The following is a 15,732-nucleotide window of genomic DNA, read 5'->3' on the forward strand; positions in this document are numbered from 1 at the left end:
TCCCGGTGGTGCGGCGGGCCGGTTGCCCCGCGGTGCAAATCCTGATAATAGTTTGAAGCATACAGCGTGGATTGTGTTCCGCGACACCCATCGCCGGCGGACAGGGGCGAGACCATGAGCGAGCAGCCGAGCAGCGCGACCCCCGTGGTCGACACAGACACGGAGAGCGACACGGAGGTCGACGCGGAAGACTTCGCGGCCATCCTCGCGACCACGCGTGAATACATCCGTTCGGTGGTCGTGCCCCGAGAGCGGGAGATCGCCGACACCGACGCGGTCCCCGACGACATCCGTGCAGACCTGGCCGACATGGGCTTGTTCGGGTACGCGATCCCACAGCAGTGGGGCGGGTTGGGCCTCGACCTGACCCAGGATGTCGAGTTGGCGATGGAATTCGGCTACACGACGCTGGCCATGAGGTCGTTGTTCGGAACCAACAACGGGATCGCCGGCCAGGTTCTCGTGAACTTCGGCACCGATGCCCAGAAGGCCGAATGGCTCGAGCGGATCGCCTCCGGCGACGTCATCGCCTCGTTCGCCCTGACCGAGGACGGCGCCGGCTCGAACCCCGCCGGGCTGGCCACGAAGGCCGTGCGGGACGGCGGTGAGGGCGGTGACTGGATCATCGACGGCACCAAGCGCTTCATCACCAACGCCCCGCTGGCGGATCTGTTCATCGTGTTCGCACGTACCCGTCCCGCCGATGCCGGCGGGACGGGGATCGCCGTGTTCCTCGTCCCGGCGGACGCCCCGGGCGTGAGTGTCGGCCCCAGGGACAAGAAAATGGGGCAGGAGGGCGCGTGGACCGCCGAGGTGGACTTCCGGGGTGTGCGCGTACCCGCCACCGCCCTGGTGGGGGGCGACGAGGACGCCGGGTACCGGGCGGCGATGACCTCGCTGGCCCGCGGCCGCATCCACATCGCCGCCGTCGCCGTGGGATCGGCGCAGCGGGCGCTCGACGAGTCGCTCGCCTTCGCGGCGACCACCACCCAGGGTGGCGAGGCCATCGGCGGGTTCCAACTGGTCCAGGGGATGCTCGCCGACCAGCAGACCGGCGTCATGGCGGGCCGTGCCCTCGTCCGCGAGGCCGCCGCCAAGTACGTCTCCGGCGAGGACCGCAGGATCGCCCCCTCGGTGGCCAAGCTGTACTGCACCGAGATGGTCGCCGACGTCGCGGACAAGGCGGTCCAGATCCACGGCGGCACGGGCTACATGCGGGGCGTGGCGGTGGAGCGGATCTACCGTGACGTCCGACTGCTCCGCCTGTACGAGGGCACGAGCGAGATCCAGCGCCTCATCATCGGCGGTGGCCTCGTGCGCGGGGCGATGCGGGACGCGGGTTCCCGGTGACAGGCGAGTCCCTACCGCTGGCGGGTATCACCGTGGTCGCGGTGGAGCAGGCCGTCGCCGCGCCCCTGGCCACCCGGCACCTGGCCGACCTCGGCGCGCGCGTCATCAAGATCGAACGCCCGGGGGAGGGTGACTTCGCCCGCGCCTATGACGACGCCGTGCACGGGCTGGCCTCCCACTTCGTGTGGCTGGGCCGGGGCAAGGAGTCGATCGAACTCGACCTCGCCTCGCCGGGCGGCAGGGAGACCGCGCTGGCCCTGGTCGACCGGGCAGACGTGGTGATCAGCAACCTGGCGCCCGGGGCGATGGACCGGTTGGGATTCGGGGCGACGGCGCTACGTGAGCGACGGAAGGACCTCGTCGTCGTCACCATCTCCGGCTACGGAGACGGCGGTCCGTACACGGACCGCAAGGCCTACGACATGCTCGTGCAGGCCGAGTCCGGGCTGTGCTCGATCACCGGCACCCCCGAGGCCGCCGCCAAGACCGGGGTCCCGGTGTCCGACATCGCCACCGGGATGTACGCCCTGTCGGCGATCCAGTCGGCGCTCTTCCGGCGGGAACGGACCGGGCGCGGGGCCACCGTCGAGGTGTCCATGTTCGAGGCCACCGCCGAGTGGATGGGCCACCCCATGTACACCCGGATGTATGCGGGGAGACAGGTCGAGCGGATGGGACTGTCCCACGCGTCGATCTGCCCGTACGACGCGTTCCCGACCCGCGACGGGCAGGTGTTGATCGGCGTCCAGAACGACCGGGGATGGGCCGCGCTGGTGCGCGATGTGTTGGGGCGGCCGGAGTTGGTCGACGACGAAAGGTACGCCACCAACATCGCTCGCGTCGCCCGGAGGGCCGAGGTGGACGCGCTGATCGGCTCCCTGACCAGGGGGTACGGCTCGGTGGAGCTGGCCGACCGGCTCGACGAGTTCGGCGTCCCGGCGGGGCGGCTCAACGACGTCGCCGGGCTGGTCGACCACCCGCAACTCGCGGCGCGGGATCGGTGGCGGGACGTCGAGACGCCCGCGGGTCCGGTCCGCGGTCTGCTCCCGCCGATGACCTTCACCGATGTAGAGCTGCCCATGGGGCCCGTTCCCGCACTGGGGCAGCACACCGACGCGATCCTGGCGGAACTGGGCGCAAACGCACGAGAAGAGGACACACACCATGGGCCTGCTCGAAGGTAAGACCGCAGTCGTCACCGGGGCCGCGCGCGGCATCGGGTTGGAGATCGCCCGGACGTTCATCGACCAGGGCGCGCGGGTGGTGATCGGCGACATCGACGACGAGGCGGGCGCCGCGGCCGTCGCCGACCTGGGCGGGCAGGACACCGCGCGCTACGTCCACTGCGACGTCCGGGACGGAGCGGCGGTCGAGGCGATGATCGACGTGGCCGAGGGGGCGTTCGGGCCGCTGGGGGTGTTCGTCAACAACGCGGGCATCACCCGTGACGCGACCATGCGCAAGATGACCGAGCAGCAGTTCGACGACATCATCGCCATCCACCTCAAGGGCACGTGGAACGGCACCCGCGCCGCCGCCGGCCGGATGCGCGGGCACGGGGGAGGGGCGATCGTCAACATCTCGTCGATCTCCGGCAAGGTCGGTCTCGTCGGCCAGACCAACTACTCCGCAGCCAAGGCCGGGATCGTGGGGCTCACCAAGGCGGCGGCCAAGGAGGTGGCATTCGCGGGGGTGCGCGTCAACGCGGTCCAGCCGGGGCTCATCCGCACCGCCATGACACTGGCCATGCCCGAGCACGTCTGGGAGGAGAAGTTGGCCGAGATCCCCATGGGGCGCGCAGCCGAGCCGAGCGAGGTCGCGCAGGTGGTGCTGTTCCTCGCCAGCGACATGTCCAGCTACATGACCGGCACCGTCCTGGAGATCACGGGCGGGCGGCACATCTGAGTGTGCGGGACCGGGCCGCTCAGCCGAGGTCCCAGCGGATCGGCTGGGCGAGCTCGGAGTGGAACCGCTTCTCGAGGTACGTGGTGTGCTCGTCGATGTGCACGGACATCAGCCGGGAGGCGGTGTCCGCGTCGCGATCGGCGATCGCGGCGTAGATGTCCTCGTGGATGTCGCAGGTCAGCTCGCGTTGGCGCTTCGGGTAGCTGATCCCCATCGAGGCGCCGGCGATGAGGCCGGTGAGCGCGTCGAAGAGGTACCCGAAGAGGGCGTTGCCGGAGCTCCAGGCGATGAGTTCGTGGAACCGCTCGGAGTGCGCGGAGAAGGCTGCCGGGTCGCCCGACCGTGCCCGGGTCTCCCGGAGGTTCTCCGCGAGTCGCTCCAGGCCGCCGTCGTCGATCTGCGTGGTGGCCAGCCGCGCGATACCCGGCTCGAGGGCCGCGCGGGCCTCCATGATCGTCGAGAACGGGGCGTTCTCGAACTGCAGGAGCAGGCTCAGGGTGGCGGCGAGGGTGCCGCCGTCGGGCTGCTGCACGACCGGGCCGCCGCCCGGGCCGGGCTTGAGCATGATGACGCCCTGGAGCTCCAGGTAGCGCAGCGATTCCCGGAGGGTGCCGCGCCCGACCCCGTACTCCTCCAACATGAGGTGCTCGGGGGGCAGCCGGTCGCCGACGGTGTTCCCGCGGCGGGAGATGTCCTCGACGATCTGCTGGGCGACGAGCAGGGCCGTCTTCTTGGGCCTGCCGACCCCCGGGCGACCGCCGCCGCTGCCTGAACTCATGACAACCATTATCCCCGTCTCCCGGCTCAGGGCATGAGCACGGTGTAGGTCCAGTCCAGGACGGGCGCGTCGCCGTCCTGCCGGTGCGCGGTGACGAGCGACCGGAGGTCGAGCGCCGTGCCACCGCCTGCCGCCTCCACCGCAGCGCCCACCACGATGTCGCTGCTCAGGGTGTCGCCCTCGCGAACTGAGCCGACGTGGTCGCACGAGTGCCACCCGAGCACCGTGAGCATGGACGGCAGGGCGCGCGTGGCCTGCGAGAGCGCGAGCCCGATGGTGTGGCCGCCGTAGACCAACCGACCGGAGCCCGAGGCGCGGCCGTCGTGATGCGTCTGCGCGATGTTCATCGTCAGTCGCGCCAGCGCCGGCGCGTCGGACACCACGTCGGCGCCGACGCGCAGTACGGTGCCGGCCGCGGGGATCGGCGTGAGTCCGCCCGGGAGCGCGGCGCGGTAGGCGTCGAGGTCCCACCCCTGCGGCATCGCCCACGGCTGCCCGTGGTCGGCGCCGATGGCCGACAGGTCGTCGTCGTGGACGCAGGACCCGGGATCGACACCCGGCGACAGCGGCAGCATCGCGCAGCGGTGGAAGTCCAGGACGGTCCGGCGGTCCTGGTCGGTGGTGGTGATCCGGAGGGCTGCCAGCCCCGTGGCCGCGCGGCCGGGTCTGGGGGAGTTGGTCCTGAGACCGACCACCTCGGTCCGCGTCGAGAGGGTGTCACCGATCCGGGGAGCCGCGAGTAGGCGCAGGCCCCGATAGAACAGGTTGGCCTTGACCCGGTGGGTCACCACGGTGGACTGACCGATCGCGATGTCGGTCACCAGCCCGGGGTGCGCCACCGCGGCACCGGTGACCGCGTGGGACAGATGACGGTCCAGGGGAAGGCGCAGGCGGTCGCCGAGGATGGCCTGGTGCGCGGCCGCCAGCCCGTCGGTCAGCGTGACCGCCGGGGCCGTGTCGACGACCTGTCCCACCTCGAGCTGGTCGAAGTAGGGGCCGCCGATCTCCACGACGGGTCCCTGCGGGGCGGGGTGCTCGGTCATCGCGGCCTCCTTCCGGCGCGGGTGGCGTGCGTCGCGCGGCCGCGCGCCGACGGCTGACCGATCACACTCTACACAAAACCATGCGCATCATTATTGACTATTGGGCGATGCGTTGCGACGATGAGGTCCGGAGCCCGCCTGACCGGCGGATCGAGATGACGACGACGACGACGAGGTGTTCTGCGGTGCCGGACCTGAACGATGACGAGGCCTACCTCGTCGCGACCGTGCGTCGGTTCATCGATCGCGAGGTCAAGCCGTCCGTGCGCGAGATGGAACACGCGAACGAGTACCCCGAACGCTGGATCGAGCAGATGAAGGCGATCGGCATCTACGGTCTGGCGGTGCCCGAGGAATTCGGGGGGACGCCGGTCTCGATGCCGTGCTACGTGCGGGTCACCGAGGAACTCGCCCGCGGGTGGATGTCACTCGCCGGCGCCATGGGCGGGCACACCGTGGTCGCCACACTGCTCGCCGAGTTCGGCACCGAGGAGCAGAAGGCCACCTACCTTCCCCGGTTGGCGACCGGTGAGATCCGGGCCACCATGGCGCTGACGGAGCCCGGCGGGGGATCCGATCTCCAGGCGATGACCACCACCGCCACGACTCAGGGCGAGGAGCTCGTGATCACGGGCACCAAGACGTGGATCTCCAACGCGCGACGCTCCGGCCTCATCGCGCTGCTGTGCAAGACCGACCCGTCCGCGACGCCCAGACACCAGGGCATCTCTATCGTCCTGGTCGAGCACGGTCCCGGACTGACGGTCTCCGAGGACCTGTCCAAACTCGGGTACAAGGGAGTCGAGACCTGCGAGCTCGCCTTCGACGGGTACCGCACCCCGGCGACCCGGATCCTCGGCGGCGAACCGGGAAGGGGCTTCGCGCAGATGATGAAGGGCCTGGAGACCGGCCGGATCCAGGTGGCCAGCCGCGCGCTGGGCGTCGCGGCCGCGGCGCTCGAGGACTCCCTCGCGTACGCGCAGCAGCGCGAATCCTTCGGACAACCCATCTGGAAGCACCAGGCCGTCGGGCATCACCTGGCCGACATGGCCACCAAGCTCACCGCCGCCCGCCAGCTCACCCTGTTCGCCGCCGCGAAGGCCGACGCCGGCGAGCGCTGCGACATGGAGGCGGGGATGGCCAAGCTCTTCGCCTCGGAGGTGGGGATGGAGATCGCGCTCGACGCCGTCCGGATCCACGGCGGCTACGGGTATTCCACGGAGTACGACATCGAACGGTACTTCCGCGACGCCCCGCTCATGATCGTGGGCGAGGGGACCAACGAGATCCAGCGCAACGTCATCGCATCGCAACTGGTGGCACGTGGCGGGTTGGAATGAGGAGAGGACTGTCATGAAGGTGTTCGAGGGGCTGGAGCAGCTCGAGGCCGAGCTCGGCCGGCATGTCGGGTACAGCGACTGGATGGAGATCACCCAGGAGCGCATCGACGCGTTCGCCGACGCCACCGGGGACCACCAGTGGATCCACGTCGACCCGGCGCGGGCGGCCGAGGGACCGTACGGCCGCACCATCGCGCACGGGTACCTCACCCTGTCGCTGCTGCCGGTGCTCGGCGCCGAGGTCATGGAGATCCGGGGCTTCGCCATGACGATCAACTACGGGGTCGACAAGGTGCGGTTCCCCGCGCCGGTGCCGGTCGGGTCACGCATCCGCGCGGGGATCGAGCTGACGTCGCTCGAACGCAAGTCGTCGGGGGTGCAACTCAACAGTCTGGTGACCGTCGAGGTCGAGGGCTCCGACCGGCCGGCGGTCGTGGCCGAGACCGTCCGCATGATGGTCGAGTGACACCGGTGACCACCGGGCCCGGATCCAGGATGGCCGAGGCGCTGGCCGACGTGGTGATCTGCGAACCCGTCCGGACCGCGGTCGGCCGCCGGGGCGGAGTCCTGGCACCACTGCAGGCCGCCGACCTCGCCGCGGCCGCGATCGCCGGACTCGTCGACCGCACCGGACTCGGAACGACGGACATCGACGACGTGATCCTGGGCCAGTGCTACCCCAACGGTGAGGCGCCCGCGATCGGGCGGGTGGCGGCACTCGACGCCGGGCTCGACATCAGCACGCCGGGGATCCAGATCGACCGCCGCTGCGGATCGGGTCTACAGGCCGTGCTCAACGCCGCCATGCAGGTCGCCGTCGGCGCGAGCGACGTGGTGATCGCCGGTGGCGCCGAGTCGATGTCGAACAGCGAGTTCTACTCCCTCGGGCTGCGCGGTGGGGTCCGCGGCGACCGGGTCGAGTTCATCGACCGCATCGCCCGCGGCCGGGTGACCTCCGGCGGCCGCGACCACCCGGTGGCGGGCGGCATGCTCGAGACCGCCGAGAACCTCCGCGCGGAGTACTCCATCTCCCGGACGGAGCAGGACGAACTGGCGGCCGAGAGCCAGCGGCGCGCGGCTGCCGCGCAGGACTCGGGGGTGTTCGACGAGGAGATCGTGCCGGTGCAGGTCCCTCAGCGGAAGGGAGAGCTCGTCGTCGTCGACACCGACGAACACCCCCGGCGAGGCGTCACGGCCGACTCCCTCGCCGCACTGCGCCCCGTCCGCCTCCGCGTCGACCCCGACGCGACGGTGACGGCCGGCAACGCGTCGGGGGAGAACGACGGCGCGGCGGTGTGCGTCGTGACCACCCACAGTCGCGCGGAGGAGCTGGGGCTGCGCGCCTACGTCCGTCCGCTCGGGTGGGCGGTGGCCGGCGTCCACCCCGCGCGGATGGGCATCGGCCCCGTTCCCGCGACGGCCCGGTTACTCCGGCAACTCGACCTGCGGCTGGCGGACTTCGACCTCATCGAACTCAACGAGGCGTTCGCCGCGCAGGTGCTGGCGTGCCTGCGGGAGTGGGAGTCTGACCACGGGTTCACCGCCGCCGACCGCGAGCGGCTCAACGTCCACGGTTCCGGCATCTCGCTCGGGCATCCCGTGGGGGCCACCGGTACGCGCATCCTCACCACCATGGCGCGCGAACTGGCGCGCCGGGAGGGCCGGCTCGCCCTGGAGACGATGTGCCTCGGCGGTGGGCAGGGGCTGGCCGCTGTCTTCGAGCGGGTGGGCGTGGGCGGTACCTGACAATTCATGCGGACTTAACTACAGGGATGTGATTCGGGCGTAGCGTCATCGGCAACGGTCGGTGGGGAAGCCGACCGTCGGGAGGTCCCAGCCGATGATCGTCTGTCTCGATCGGGAGGGGGCCGGCACCCGGCCCCGTCACCACCAGGTGACCTGGGCCGGCCGGTCCAACCCAACACGCTCGCGGGTGCCGCGGGCGAGGAGCGCGCCGTGACCGACACCGTACGTACCTACGTCCTCGACACCTCGGTTCTGCTGTCCGACCCGTGGGCCGTCACCCGCTTCGCCGAGCACCGCGTGGTGCTCCCCATCGCGGTCATTAGCGAGCTGGAGGGCAAACGCAATCATCCCGAGCTGGGCTACTTCGCGCGGGAGGCCCTCCGGTTGCTCGAGGACCTGCGGCTGCGGCACGGGCGCCTCGACGGCGACATCACCGTCACCGACGTCGGCGGCACCCTGCGGGTCGAGCTCAACCACACCGACCAGGCGGTGCTGCCGTCCGGATTCCGTGACACCGGCAACGATTCCCGGATCCTGGCGTGTGCGCTCAATCTGCGGGCCGAGGGCGCCGACACCGTGCTCGTGTCCAAGGACGTCCCCCTGCGGGTCAAGGCGGGTTCGGTGGGTCTGCCGGCCGACGAGTACCACGCCCAGGACGTCGTGCTGACCGGGTACAGCGGGGTCGCCGACCTGCCGGCCACCCAGGACCTCGTCGACACCCTGTTCTCGGAGGGCCGCGCCTCGGGCCTCGCAGCCCGGGCCGCGGGACTGGAGAGCGGGACCCCGGTGCACTGCGGCGTCCGCGTCCAGACCGAGTCGTCGTCGGCGCTGGCCCGCGTCGCCGACGACGGCGGGCTCCGGCTGGTCCGTGGAGACGTCGAGGTCTTCGGCCTGCGCGGCCGCTCGGCCGAGCAGCGCATCGCGATCGACTGCCTGCTGGACGAGTCGATCGGGATCGTCTCCCTCGGCGGCCGGGCGGGCACCGGCAAATCGGCGCTGGCGCTGTGCGCGGGCCTCGAGTCGGTCCTGGAGCGGCGTCGGCACCGCAAGATCGTCGTGTTCCGCCCGCTCTACGCCGTGGGCGGGCAGGAACTGGGGTACCTGCCGGGCAGTGAGTCGGAGAAGATGTCCCCCTGGTCCCAGGCCGTGTTCGACACCCTCGAGGGACTGGTCAGCGAGAACGTCATCGACGAGGTCATGGACCGCGACATCCTCGAGGTGCTGCCGCTGACCCACATCCGCGGCCGGAGCCTGCACGACTCGTTCGTGATAGTCGACGAGGCGCAGTCGCTCGAGCGGAACGTGCTGCTCACCGTGCTCTCGCGGCTGGGGACCGGGTCGCGGGTCGTCCTCACCCACGACGTCGCGCAGCGGGACAACCTCCGTGTCGGTCGGCACGACGGCATCCAGGCCGTGGTGGAGAAGCTCAAGGGGCACCCACTGTTCGCCCACGTCACCCTCAACCGTTCGGAGCGTTCCGCCATCGCCGAACTCGTCACCACGATGCTGGAGGAATTCCACCCCGGGGGCTCCTCCGGGGAGCTGCGACGCATCCACGCCGCCTGACTGCAGGCTCCGGCGACCGTGGGATGATGCGGGTCCGGGCGAGCGAGCCCGGGCCCGCATCAAGCATGCCGTATCGGAGGTCTCCCATGTCCCGACGCTCGTCGCCGGCGCCCGCGCTCTGGCTGCTCACCGCCTGCGTCCTGGGGTTGGCCGCGTGTGGCGAGCAGACCCCGGGCGGGATGCCGGCCGAGGCGCAGTCCCAGACCGCTACGGACCAGGGCGCTGCGGACCAGGTCGGTACGGGCCAGGTCGGTGCGGGCCAGGTCGGTGCGGGCCAGACCGGCGCGGACCCGGGCGCGGCCGCTCCCGCCGCGGGGGCCGATGCGGACGACCCGATCGTGGTGAAGATCGGCGAGGAGGAGTTCCTCACGAACATGGCCATTTATCGCCGTTACGACGACGCCAAGGAGACCCCGCTCGCGCTCGGGGCCCCGGTCGCCCCGGCAGAGGCGCTCGAGGGTGGCAAGAAGCAGGACTTCGCCGACGGGGCCATCTTCTGGTCACCGCAGACCGGTGCGCAGATCGTCCGCGGGCAGATCCTCGCCACCTACCGCGACAACGGCGGACCTGCCGGTCGGTTGGGGTGGCCGGTGAGCGACGAGATCGCCGAGGGCGAGGTCATCTACTCGGACTTCCAACGCGGACAGATCCGCCTCGAGGACCAGGCCATCCGGGTGGTCGAGCACTCCGGCTGACCCCGGAACGCGACGCGCCGCGGGCCGGGCGCGCCGAGCCCGGGCCGCGGCGCACATCGCGGTGCGCACTCATGGCGAGACCGTCGGGTCAGCGCTCGCGGTCGAGGCCCGTCATCCCCAGGACGTCGAGGCGCCGGTCGAGCTCGGACTCGGACAGTGGATCGGGGACGAAGCCGAGCGCGATGACGGCCTCGCGGATGGTGATCCCCTCGGCGAGGGCGTGCTTGGCGACCCGGGCGGCCTCCTCGTAGCCGATCGCCGAGTTCAGCGGCGTGACGATCGAGGGGGAGGACTCGGCGAGCCGCCGCATGCGATCGGTGTCCGGCTCGATCCCGTCGATGCAGCGCTCGGCGAACAGCGTGGACGAGTTCGCGAGGATCCGGACCGACTCGAGCACGTTGCGCGCCATCACCGGGATCGCGGTGTTGAGCTCGAAGGCACCGCTGGCCCCGGCCCACGCCACGGCCGCGTCGTTCCCCACGACCTGGGCGGCGACCTGCGCGACCGTCTCACACAGCACCGGGTTGACCTTGCCGGGCATGATCGACGACCCCGGCTGCAGGTCCGGAAGGTGGATCTCCGACAGCCCGGTCATGGGGCCCGACCCCATCCACCGGATGTCGTTCGCGATCTTGGTGAGCGAGACGGCGACGGAACGCAGGGCCCCGGACAGCTCGACAAGGCCGTCGCGGGCGGCTTGGGCCTCGAACGGATCCGCCGCCAGACGGAGCTCCTCCAGACCGGTGAGGGAGCGCAGCTCCTCGACCACAGCGGAGCCGAAGCCGTCGGGGGCGTTGAGGCCCGTTCCGGCGGCGGTTCCACCGATCGGCAACTCGCCGACACGGGGCAGCGTTCCGCAGACGCGCTCGACCCCGGCGCGGATCTGCCGGGCGTAGCCGGCGAACTCCTGTCCGAGCGTCACCGGCACGGCGTCCATCAGGTGGGTGCGCCCGGGCTTGACCACCTCGCGCCACTGACCGGCCTTGGTCTCGAAGGACTCGGCGAGGGTGTTCAGCGCGGGGATGAGATCGGCGATCACGACCTCCGTGGCCGCGACGTGGGTCGCCGTCGGGAAGGTGTCGTTGGACGACTGCGACATGTTCACGTCGTCGTTGGGGTGCACGGTGACGCCCTCTGCCGCGCAGAGCGAGGCGATGACCTCGTTGGTGTTCATGTTGGAACTCGTGCCCGAGCCGGTCTGGAACACGTCGACGGGGAAGTGCTCGTCCAGTTCACCCTCGGCGATGCGGCCGGCTGCGGCGACGATCGCGTCGACCTTGTCCCGGTCGAGCAGTCCCAGCCGACCGTTGACCGTCGCACAGGCGGACTTGAGCAGACCGAGCGCGCGGATCTGCGCTCGTTCGAGCCCGCTGCCCGAGACGGGGAAGTTCTCGACGGCACGCTGGGTCTGTGCCCGCCAGAGAGCGTCGACGGGGACCCGGACCTCGCCCATCGTGTCGTGTTCGATACGGAATTCAGTCTGATCGGCCATACCGGTCAGACTAGGCGCGCCCGCCGCACCGTGCAGGAGGACGGAAGCGGCGGGCGCGGGGTGCCGGGAGGGATCAGTTGCCGCCGGCGGCCTGGCCGTAGTCAACGGCGGAGAACTCGCGGAGCTTCTCCATCTTGTGGCGCCCCTCGACGTGGCGGACGGTGCCCGACTTGGACCGCATCACCAGCGAGCGGGTGACGGCACCGTTGGCGCGGTAGCTCACACCGCGGACCATGTCGCCGTTGGTGATGCCGGTGGCGGCGAAGAAGCAGTTGTCGCCCTTGACCAGGTCGTCCGTGCCGAGGATCGCGTCGACGTCGAGTCCGGCGTCGACCGCCTTCTGGCGCTCCGCCTCGTCCTGCGGCCACAGCTGGCCCTGGATCTCGCCGCCCATGCACTTCAGCGCGCACGCGGTGATGATCCCCTCCGGGGTACCGCCGATGCCCATGAGCATGTCCACCGAGCTGTCGTCGGAGGCCGCCGCCACACCGCCGGCGACGTCGCCGTCCATGATGAGCCGGACCTTGGCGCCCGCGGCCCGGATCTCGGCGATGAGCTCGGCGTGACGCGGCCGGTCGAGCACGCACACCGTCATGTCCCCGACATCGATGTTCTTGGCCTCCGCGACCGAGCGGATGTTCCACTCGGTGGACTTGGCGAGGTCGATCCTGCCCACGGCGTCCGGGCCGACGGCGATCTTGCGCATGTAGAACACGGCGGACGGATCGAACATCGACCCGCGCTCGGCGACCGCGATCACCGCGATCGAGTTGGGCCGGCCCTCCGCCATGAGCCGCGTGCCGTCGATGGGGTCCACGGCCACGTCGACGGCCGGCCCCTCGCCGGTGCCGACCTTCTCACCGTTGTAGAGCATGGGCGCCTCGTCCTTCTCGCCCTCACCGATCACCACGACGCCATCCATGTCGACGGTGGAGATGAGCTCGCGCATCGCGTCCACCGCGGCGCCGTCGCCACCGTTCTTGTCGCCACGCCCGACCCACCGCCCGGCGGCCAGGGCGGCGGCCTCGGTCACACGGACCAGCTCCATTGCGAGGTTTCGATCGGGACGCTTGGTGGGTGACATAGGTGGTCTGGCTCCTAGTGAACGGTGGCTGGGGTTGTCAGTGGCATGTGCGCGACGGTGGCGCGCACGGCCGCGGTGGGGTGTCGGCGCCCATTGTTCCACCTCGGCCACCCCGCCGGGGGCCACGCGCCGGAGTCGCCCCGGCCGGGTGGGATACTCGCAGGCGTGGCCGAGGCGAAACCGAGAATCCTGCAGGGCAACCGCGACATGTTCTGGTCGGTGGTGGTGCTCATGGTGATCTGTGGCGTCTTCGCCGGAGTGGCCGGACTGTGCACCTTCAGCCCGTCCGGCCCGCAGCAGGGACAGATCCCCGACTTCGACGCGCGGGCCTCGCTGGAGCAGGACGCCCGGAGCCTGGACTTCCCGATCCGCTCGCCCGAGGTCCCGGAGGGTTGGACCGCCAACTCCGGCCGTGTCCAGGGCTTCGCCGGGACCACCTCCAGCCACGTCGGCTGGGTGACGGGCGAGCGCAGCTACATCGAGCTCGTCCAGTCCGACGCTCCCGAGGACGCGTTCCGGTCACTGGGTGGCGGGCCGAGGCCCAGTCGCACCGTGGTGCCCATCTCCGGGCGCGAGTGGGCCGTCCTCACCGGGGACGACGTCCGGCCGGTGTGGGTGCTCGACCTCGATGACGTCCGTGTGGCCGTCACCGGCTCCGCGCCGACGTCCGACTTCGAGTCACTCGCCGCAGCCGTACAGGACGTCGAGCCGCTGCCCGTGCCGTAGACGCCCGGCGTGCCGTGCCCGCGGTGATCGCATCGGGGCGGCGGTAGGCGTTCGCGCCCGGCCGGGCGACGGGATCACCCCCGGCCGGAGTCGCCCTCGTCGTCGTCACCCAGGACGGCGTCGATGCGCGCACGCGCGCCGTCGAGGTGTTCGGTGCACCGCTCGGCGAGTTCCTCGCCCCGCTCCCACAACGCCAGTGAGGCGTCCAGGTCCTGACCGCCGGCCTCGAGGATGCGGACCACCTCGATCAACTCGTCGCGGGCCTGCTCGTATCCCAGCTCGGAGACGGGTGTCTGCTCGTCGGACATCAGGACTGCTCCTCGGTCGGTTCGGTGGAAGGGGTGGGTCGGCCGGCGGCGGGTGTCGACCCGAGTGCGGCCGCGGAGATGGAGCCGTCGGAGACGCGGATCCGCAGCTGCGATCCGGGTGGGGCGTCGGCGATCGACGAGACCACCCGGCCGTCGTGGCTCCCGGCGACGGACTGCACCACGGCATAGCCACGGGCCAGGGTGGCGGCGGGACCGAGCGTGGTGAGACGCGCCGACAGGTGGCCCAGCGACGTGGACTCCGAGTCGATGATCCGGGTGATGTCGCGTCGGGCCGCGCGCAGTGCCTCGGCGACGATCTCCGCCCGCGACTCGACGATCCCGTACGGGTTCGCCATGCACGGCCGCGACCGCACGGCCGCCAGCTGGTTGCGCTCCCGGTCCACCCATCCGCGCAGGGCCCGGGCGGTACGGGACCGGGCCTCGGCGATACGACGACGCTCCTCGATCACGTCGGGCACGACCCGTTTGGCCGCATCGGTCGGGGTGGCCGCCCGCAGGTCGGCGACGAGATCCGACAGCGGCGAATCGGGCTCGTGGCCGATCGCGGAGACCACCGGGGTGCGGCAGCGCGAGATCGCGCGGATGAGGGCCTCGTCGGAGAAGGGGAGAAGGTCCTCGACCGATCCGCCGCCGCGGGCGAGGATGATGACGTCGACGACGGGGTCGGCGTCGAGCTCGGCCAGCGCGTCCAGGATCTGGGGCACGGCCGACACCCCCTGCACCGGGGTGTTGCGCACGGCGAAATGCACGTCCGGCCAGCGGCCGCGGGCCACCTCGACGACGTCCCGTTCAGCGGCGCTCGCCCGGCCGGTGATCAGACCGACGCACGTGGGCAGGAACGGCAGGGGCCGCTTGAGTCGGGGGTCGAACAACCCCTCCGCCGACAGCGCCTGCTTGAGCCGCTCGATGCGGGCGAGGAGCTCGCCCACGCCGACGGGCCGGATCTCCGAAACCTGGAGGGAGAACGACCCGCGGCCCGTATAGAAGCGGGGCGTCCCCCGCACGACCACCCGGCTGCCCTCGGTGACCGGCACCGGCGACTCCGAGATGAGCCTGGGTGGACACGTGAGCGTCAGCGAGTTGTCGACGGAGGGGTCACGCAGGGTGAGGAACGCGGTGCGGGTGCCGGGGCGCAGGCTCAGCTGGGTGATCTGACCCTCGACCCACACCGCCCCGAGTCGGTGGATCCACGCGGCGATCTGGTCCGAGACCACCCGGACCGGCCACGGCTGCTCGGCGCTGCTCGGCGTGCGCGGGGACGAGGCCGTCACGCGTCGCGGGGGGCGACGCGGCCGGTCGGCACGTCGGGGTCGTCGTCCCGGTCGCGGGCGGCTCTCGAGGACGACCCGTAGACCCGGTAGGACACGTCCAGGACCTCGTCGGGGTCGGCCTGGTCCTCGTCGAACGTCGCCCACTCCGGCTGGTCGGACCGCGCCGGGAACACCGAGGCGAGCACCTTGTCGCCCTTGACGGCCAGGTCCGTGAGGGTCTGACCGGCGTGGAGATAGGACTGGACCAGGCCGCCGGCGACCCGCACGGGGATCGCGGGCAGCGTGGTGACCGCCTCGACCGCACGGCCGGGCAGGGCCACGACACGCTCCGCCGCGGTGGCGGCGAGACCGATCGAGGCACGGGTCAGGAACAGGGGTCGGAGCATGCGGACCTCTCTGCCGGGGGC

Annotated in this window: 16 protein-coding genes; 9 read left to right on the top strand and 7 right to left on the bottom strand. The window is 71.2% G+C overall.

Annotation, left to right across the window (positions count from 1 at the left end; all coding sequences use genetic code 11):
• The first annotated feature begins 114 nt into the window (after nucleotides 1-114).
• From CK206_RS00425 to fabG, 3 genes are read left to right on the top strand one after another with little or no spacing between them, the layout of a single operon-like run.
• Nucleotides 115-1,350, top strand: a complete 1,236-nt coding sequence (locus tag CK206_RS00425) for an acyl-CoA dehydrogenase family protein (protein WP_096905182.1) — start codon at nucleotides 115-117, stop codon at nucleotides 1,348-1,350.
• A complete protein-coding gene (locus CK206_RS00430; RefSeq protein WP_096905183.1) occupies nucleotides 1,347-2,534 on the top strand; it encodes a CaiB/BaiF CoA-transferase family protein in 1,188 nt (395 codons plus the stop codon). Before CK206_RS00425 ends, CK206_RS00430 begins: the two co-directional genes overlap by 4 nt.
• A complete protein-coding gene (gene fabG / locus CK206_RS00435) occupies nucleotides 2,515-3,255 on the top strand; it encodes a 3-oxoacyl-ACP reductase FabG (RefSeq protein WP_069390322.1) in 741 nt (246 codons plus the stop codon). Before CK206_RS00430 ends, fabG begins: the two co-directional genes overlap by 20 nt.
• A 19-nt stretch (nucleotides 3,256-3,274) precedes the next feature.
• Here fabG and CK206_RS00440 read toward each other — a convergent pair whose 3' ends face one another.
• Both CK206_RS00440 and CK206_RS00445 read right to left on the bottom strand, forming a co-directional pair.
• Entirely contained in the window at nucleotides 3,275-4,033 is a 759-nt protein-coding gene (locus CK206_RS00440; protein WP_096905184.1) for a FadR/GntR family transcriptional regulator, read from the bottom strand.
• Nucleotides 4,034-4,059: 26 nt separating this feature from the next.
• The gene (locus tag CK206_RS00445; RefSeq protein WP_096905185.1) at nucleotides 4,060-5,076 is read right to left on the bottom strand and encodes a MaoC family dehydratase; all 1,017 of its coding nucleotides are present in this window, start codon (nucleotides 5,074-5,076) and stop codon (nucleotides 4,060-4,062) included.
• A gap of 185 nt (nucleotides 5,077-5,261) precedes the next feature.
• On the opposite strand from CK206_RS00445, the gene CK206_RS00450 reads away from it, so the two are divergent.
• The 5 genes from CK206_RS00450 (at nucleotide 5,262) to CK206_RS00470 (ending at nucleotide 10,423) form a co-directional block, all read left to right on the top strand.
• Complete coding sequence (locus tag CK206_RS00450) at nucleotides 5,262-6,416, top strand: acyl-CoA dehydrogenase family protein (protein ID WP_096905186.1); 1,155 nt, start codon at nucleotides 5,262-5,264, stop codon at nucleotides 6,414-6,416.
• Nucleotides 6,417-6,429: 13 nt separating this feature from the next.
• Nucleotides 6,430-6,882, top strand: a complete 453-nt coding sequence (locus CK206_RS00455; RefSeq protein ID WP_096905187.1) for a MaoC family dehydratase — start codon at nucleotides 6,430-6,432, stop codon at nucleotides 6,880-6,882.
• Nucleotides 6,883-6,923: 41 nt separating this feature from the next.
• Entirely contained in the window at nucleotides 6,924-8,162 is a 1,239-nt protein-coding gene (locus CK206_RS00460; protein ID WP_096907198.1) for an acetyl-CoA C-acetyltransferase, read from the top strand.
• Nucleotides 8,163-8,372: 210 nt separating this feature from the next.
• Nucleotides 8,373-9,728, top strand: a complete 1,356-nt coding sequence (locus CK206_RS00465; RefSeq protein WP_069390319.1) for a PhoH family protein — start codon at nucleotides 8,373-8,375, stop codon at nucleotides 9,726-9,728.
• Nucleotides 9,729-9,814: 86 nt separating this feature from the next.
• Nucleotides 9,815-10,423 carry an LGFP repeat-containing protein gene (locus CK206_RS00470; protein WP_143337674.1) on the top strand — a complete coding sequence of 203 codons (609 nt, stop codon included), beginning with the start codon at nucleotides 9,815-9,817 and terminating at the stop codon, nucleotides 10,421-10,423.
• Nucleotides 10,424-10,511: 88 nt separating this feature from the next.
• Here CK206_RS00470 and CK206_RS00475 read toward each other — a convergent pair whose 3' ends face one another.
• On the bottom strand, nucleotides 10,512-11,915 hold the full coding sequence (locus CK206_RS00475; RefSeq protein ID WP_096905189.1) for a class II fumarate hydratase: 1,404 nt from the start codon (nucleotides 11,913-11,915) through the stop codon (nucleotides 10,512-10,514).
• A gap of 73 nt (nucleotides 11,916-11,988) precedes the next feature.
• Complete coding sequence (gene glpX / locus CK206_RS00480) at nucleotides 11,989-12,999, bottom strand: class II fructose-bisphosphatase (RefSeq protein WP_067715604.1); 1,011 nt, start codon at nucleotides 12,997-12,999, stop codon at nucleotides 11,989-11,991.
• Between the two features lie 165 nt (nucleotides 13,000-13,164).
• On the opposite strand from glpX, the gene CK206_RS00485 reads away from it, so the two are divergent.
• Nucleotides 13,165-13,725, top strand: a complete 561-nt coding sequence (locus CK206_RS00485) for a DUF4245 domain-containing protein (protein ID WP_096905190.1) — start codon at nucleotides 13,165-13,167, stop codon at nucleotides 13,723-13,725.
• A 74-nt stretch (nucleotides 13,726-13,799) separates the two neighbouring features.
• Here the strand turns inward: CK206_RS00485 and CK206_RS00490 are convergent, their stop codons facing one another.
• Genes CK206_RS00490 through CK206_RS00500 form a run of 3 tightly spaced genes read right to left on the bottom strand, consistent with a single transcriptional unit; the run spans nucleotide 13,800 to nucleotide 15,711 of the window.
• Nucleotides 13,800-14,033: an exodeoxyribonuclease VII small subunit gene (locus CK206_RS00490; protein ID WP_067715599.1), complete on the bottom strand. Its 234-nt coding sequence runs from the start codon at nucleotides 14,031-14,033 to the stop codon at nucleotides 13,800-13,802.
• Nucleotides 14,033-15,325 (bottom strand): exodeoxyribonuclease VII large subunit, encoded by a 1,293-nt coding sequence (xseA, locus tag CK206_RS00495; RefSeq protein WP_096905191.1) that lies wholly within the window; start codon nucleotides 15,323-15,325, stop codon nucleotides 14,033-14,035. The genes CK206_RS00490 and xseA overlap by 1 nt, the downstream gene beginning before the upstream one ends.
• Nucleotides 15,322-15,711, bottom strand: a complete 390-nt coding sequence (locus CK206_RS00500) for a hypothetical protein (RefSeq protein WP_096905192.1) — start codon at nucleotides 15,709-15,711, stop codon at nucleotides 15,322-15,324. The genes xseA and CK206_RS00500 overlap by 4 nt, the downstream gene beginning before the upstream one ends.
• Between the last annotated feature and the right edge of the window lie 21 nt (nucleotides 15,712-15,732).

This window comes from Dietzia sp. WMMA184, assembly GCF_002441635.1.
In the GTDB taxonomy this organism is placed as follows: domain Bacteria; phylum Actinomycetota; class Actinomycetes; order Mycobacteriales; family Mycobacteriaceae; genus Dietzia; species Dietzia kunjamensis.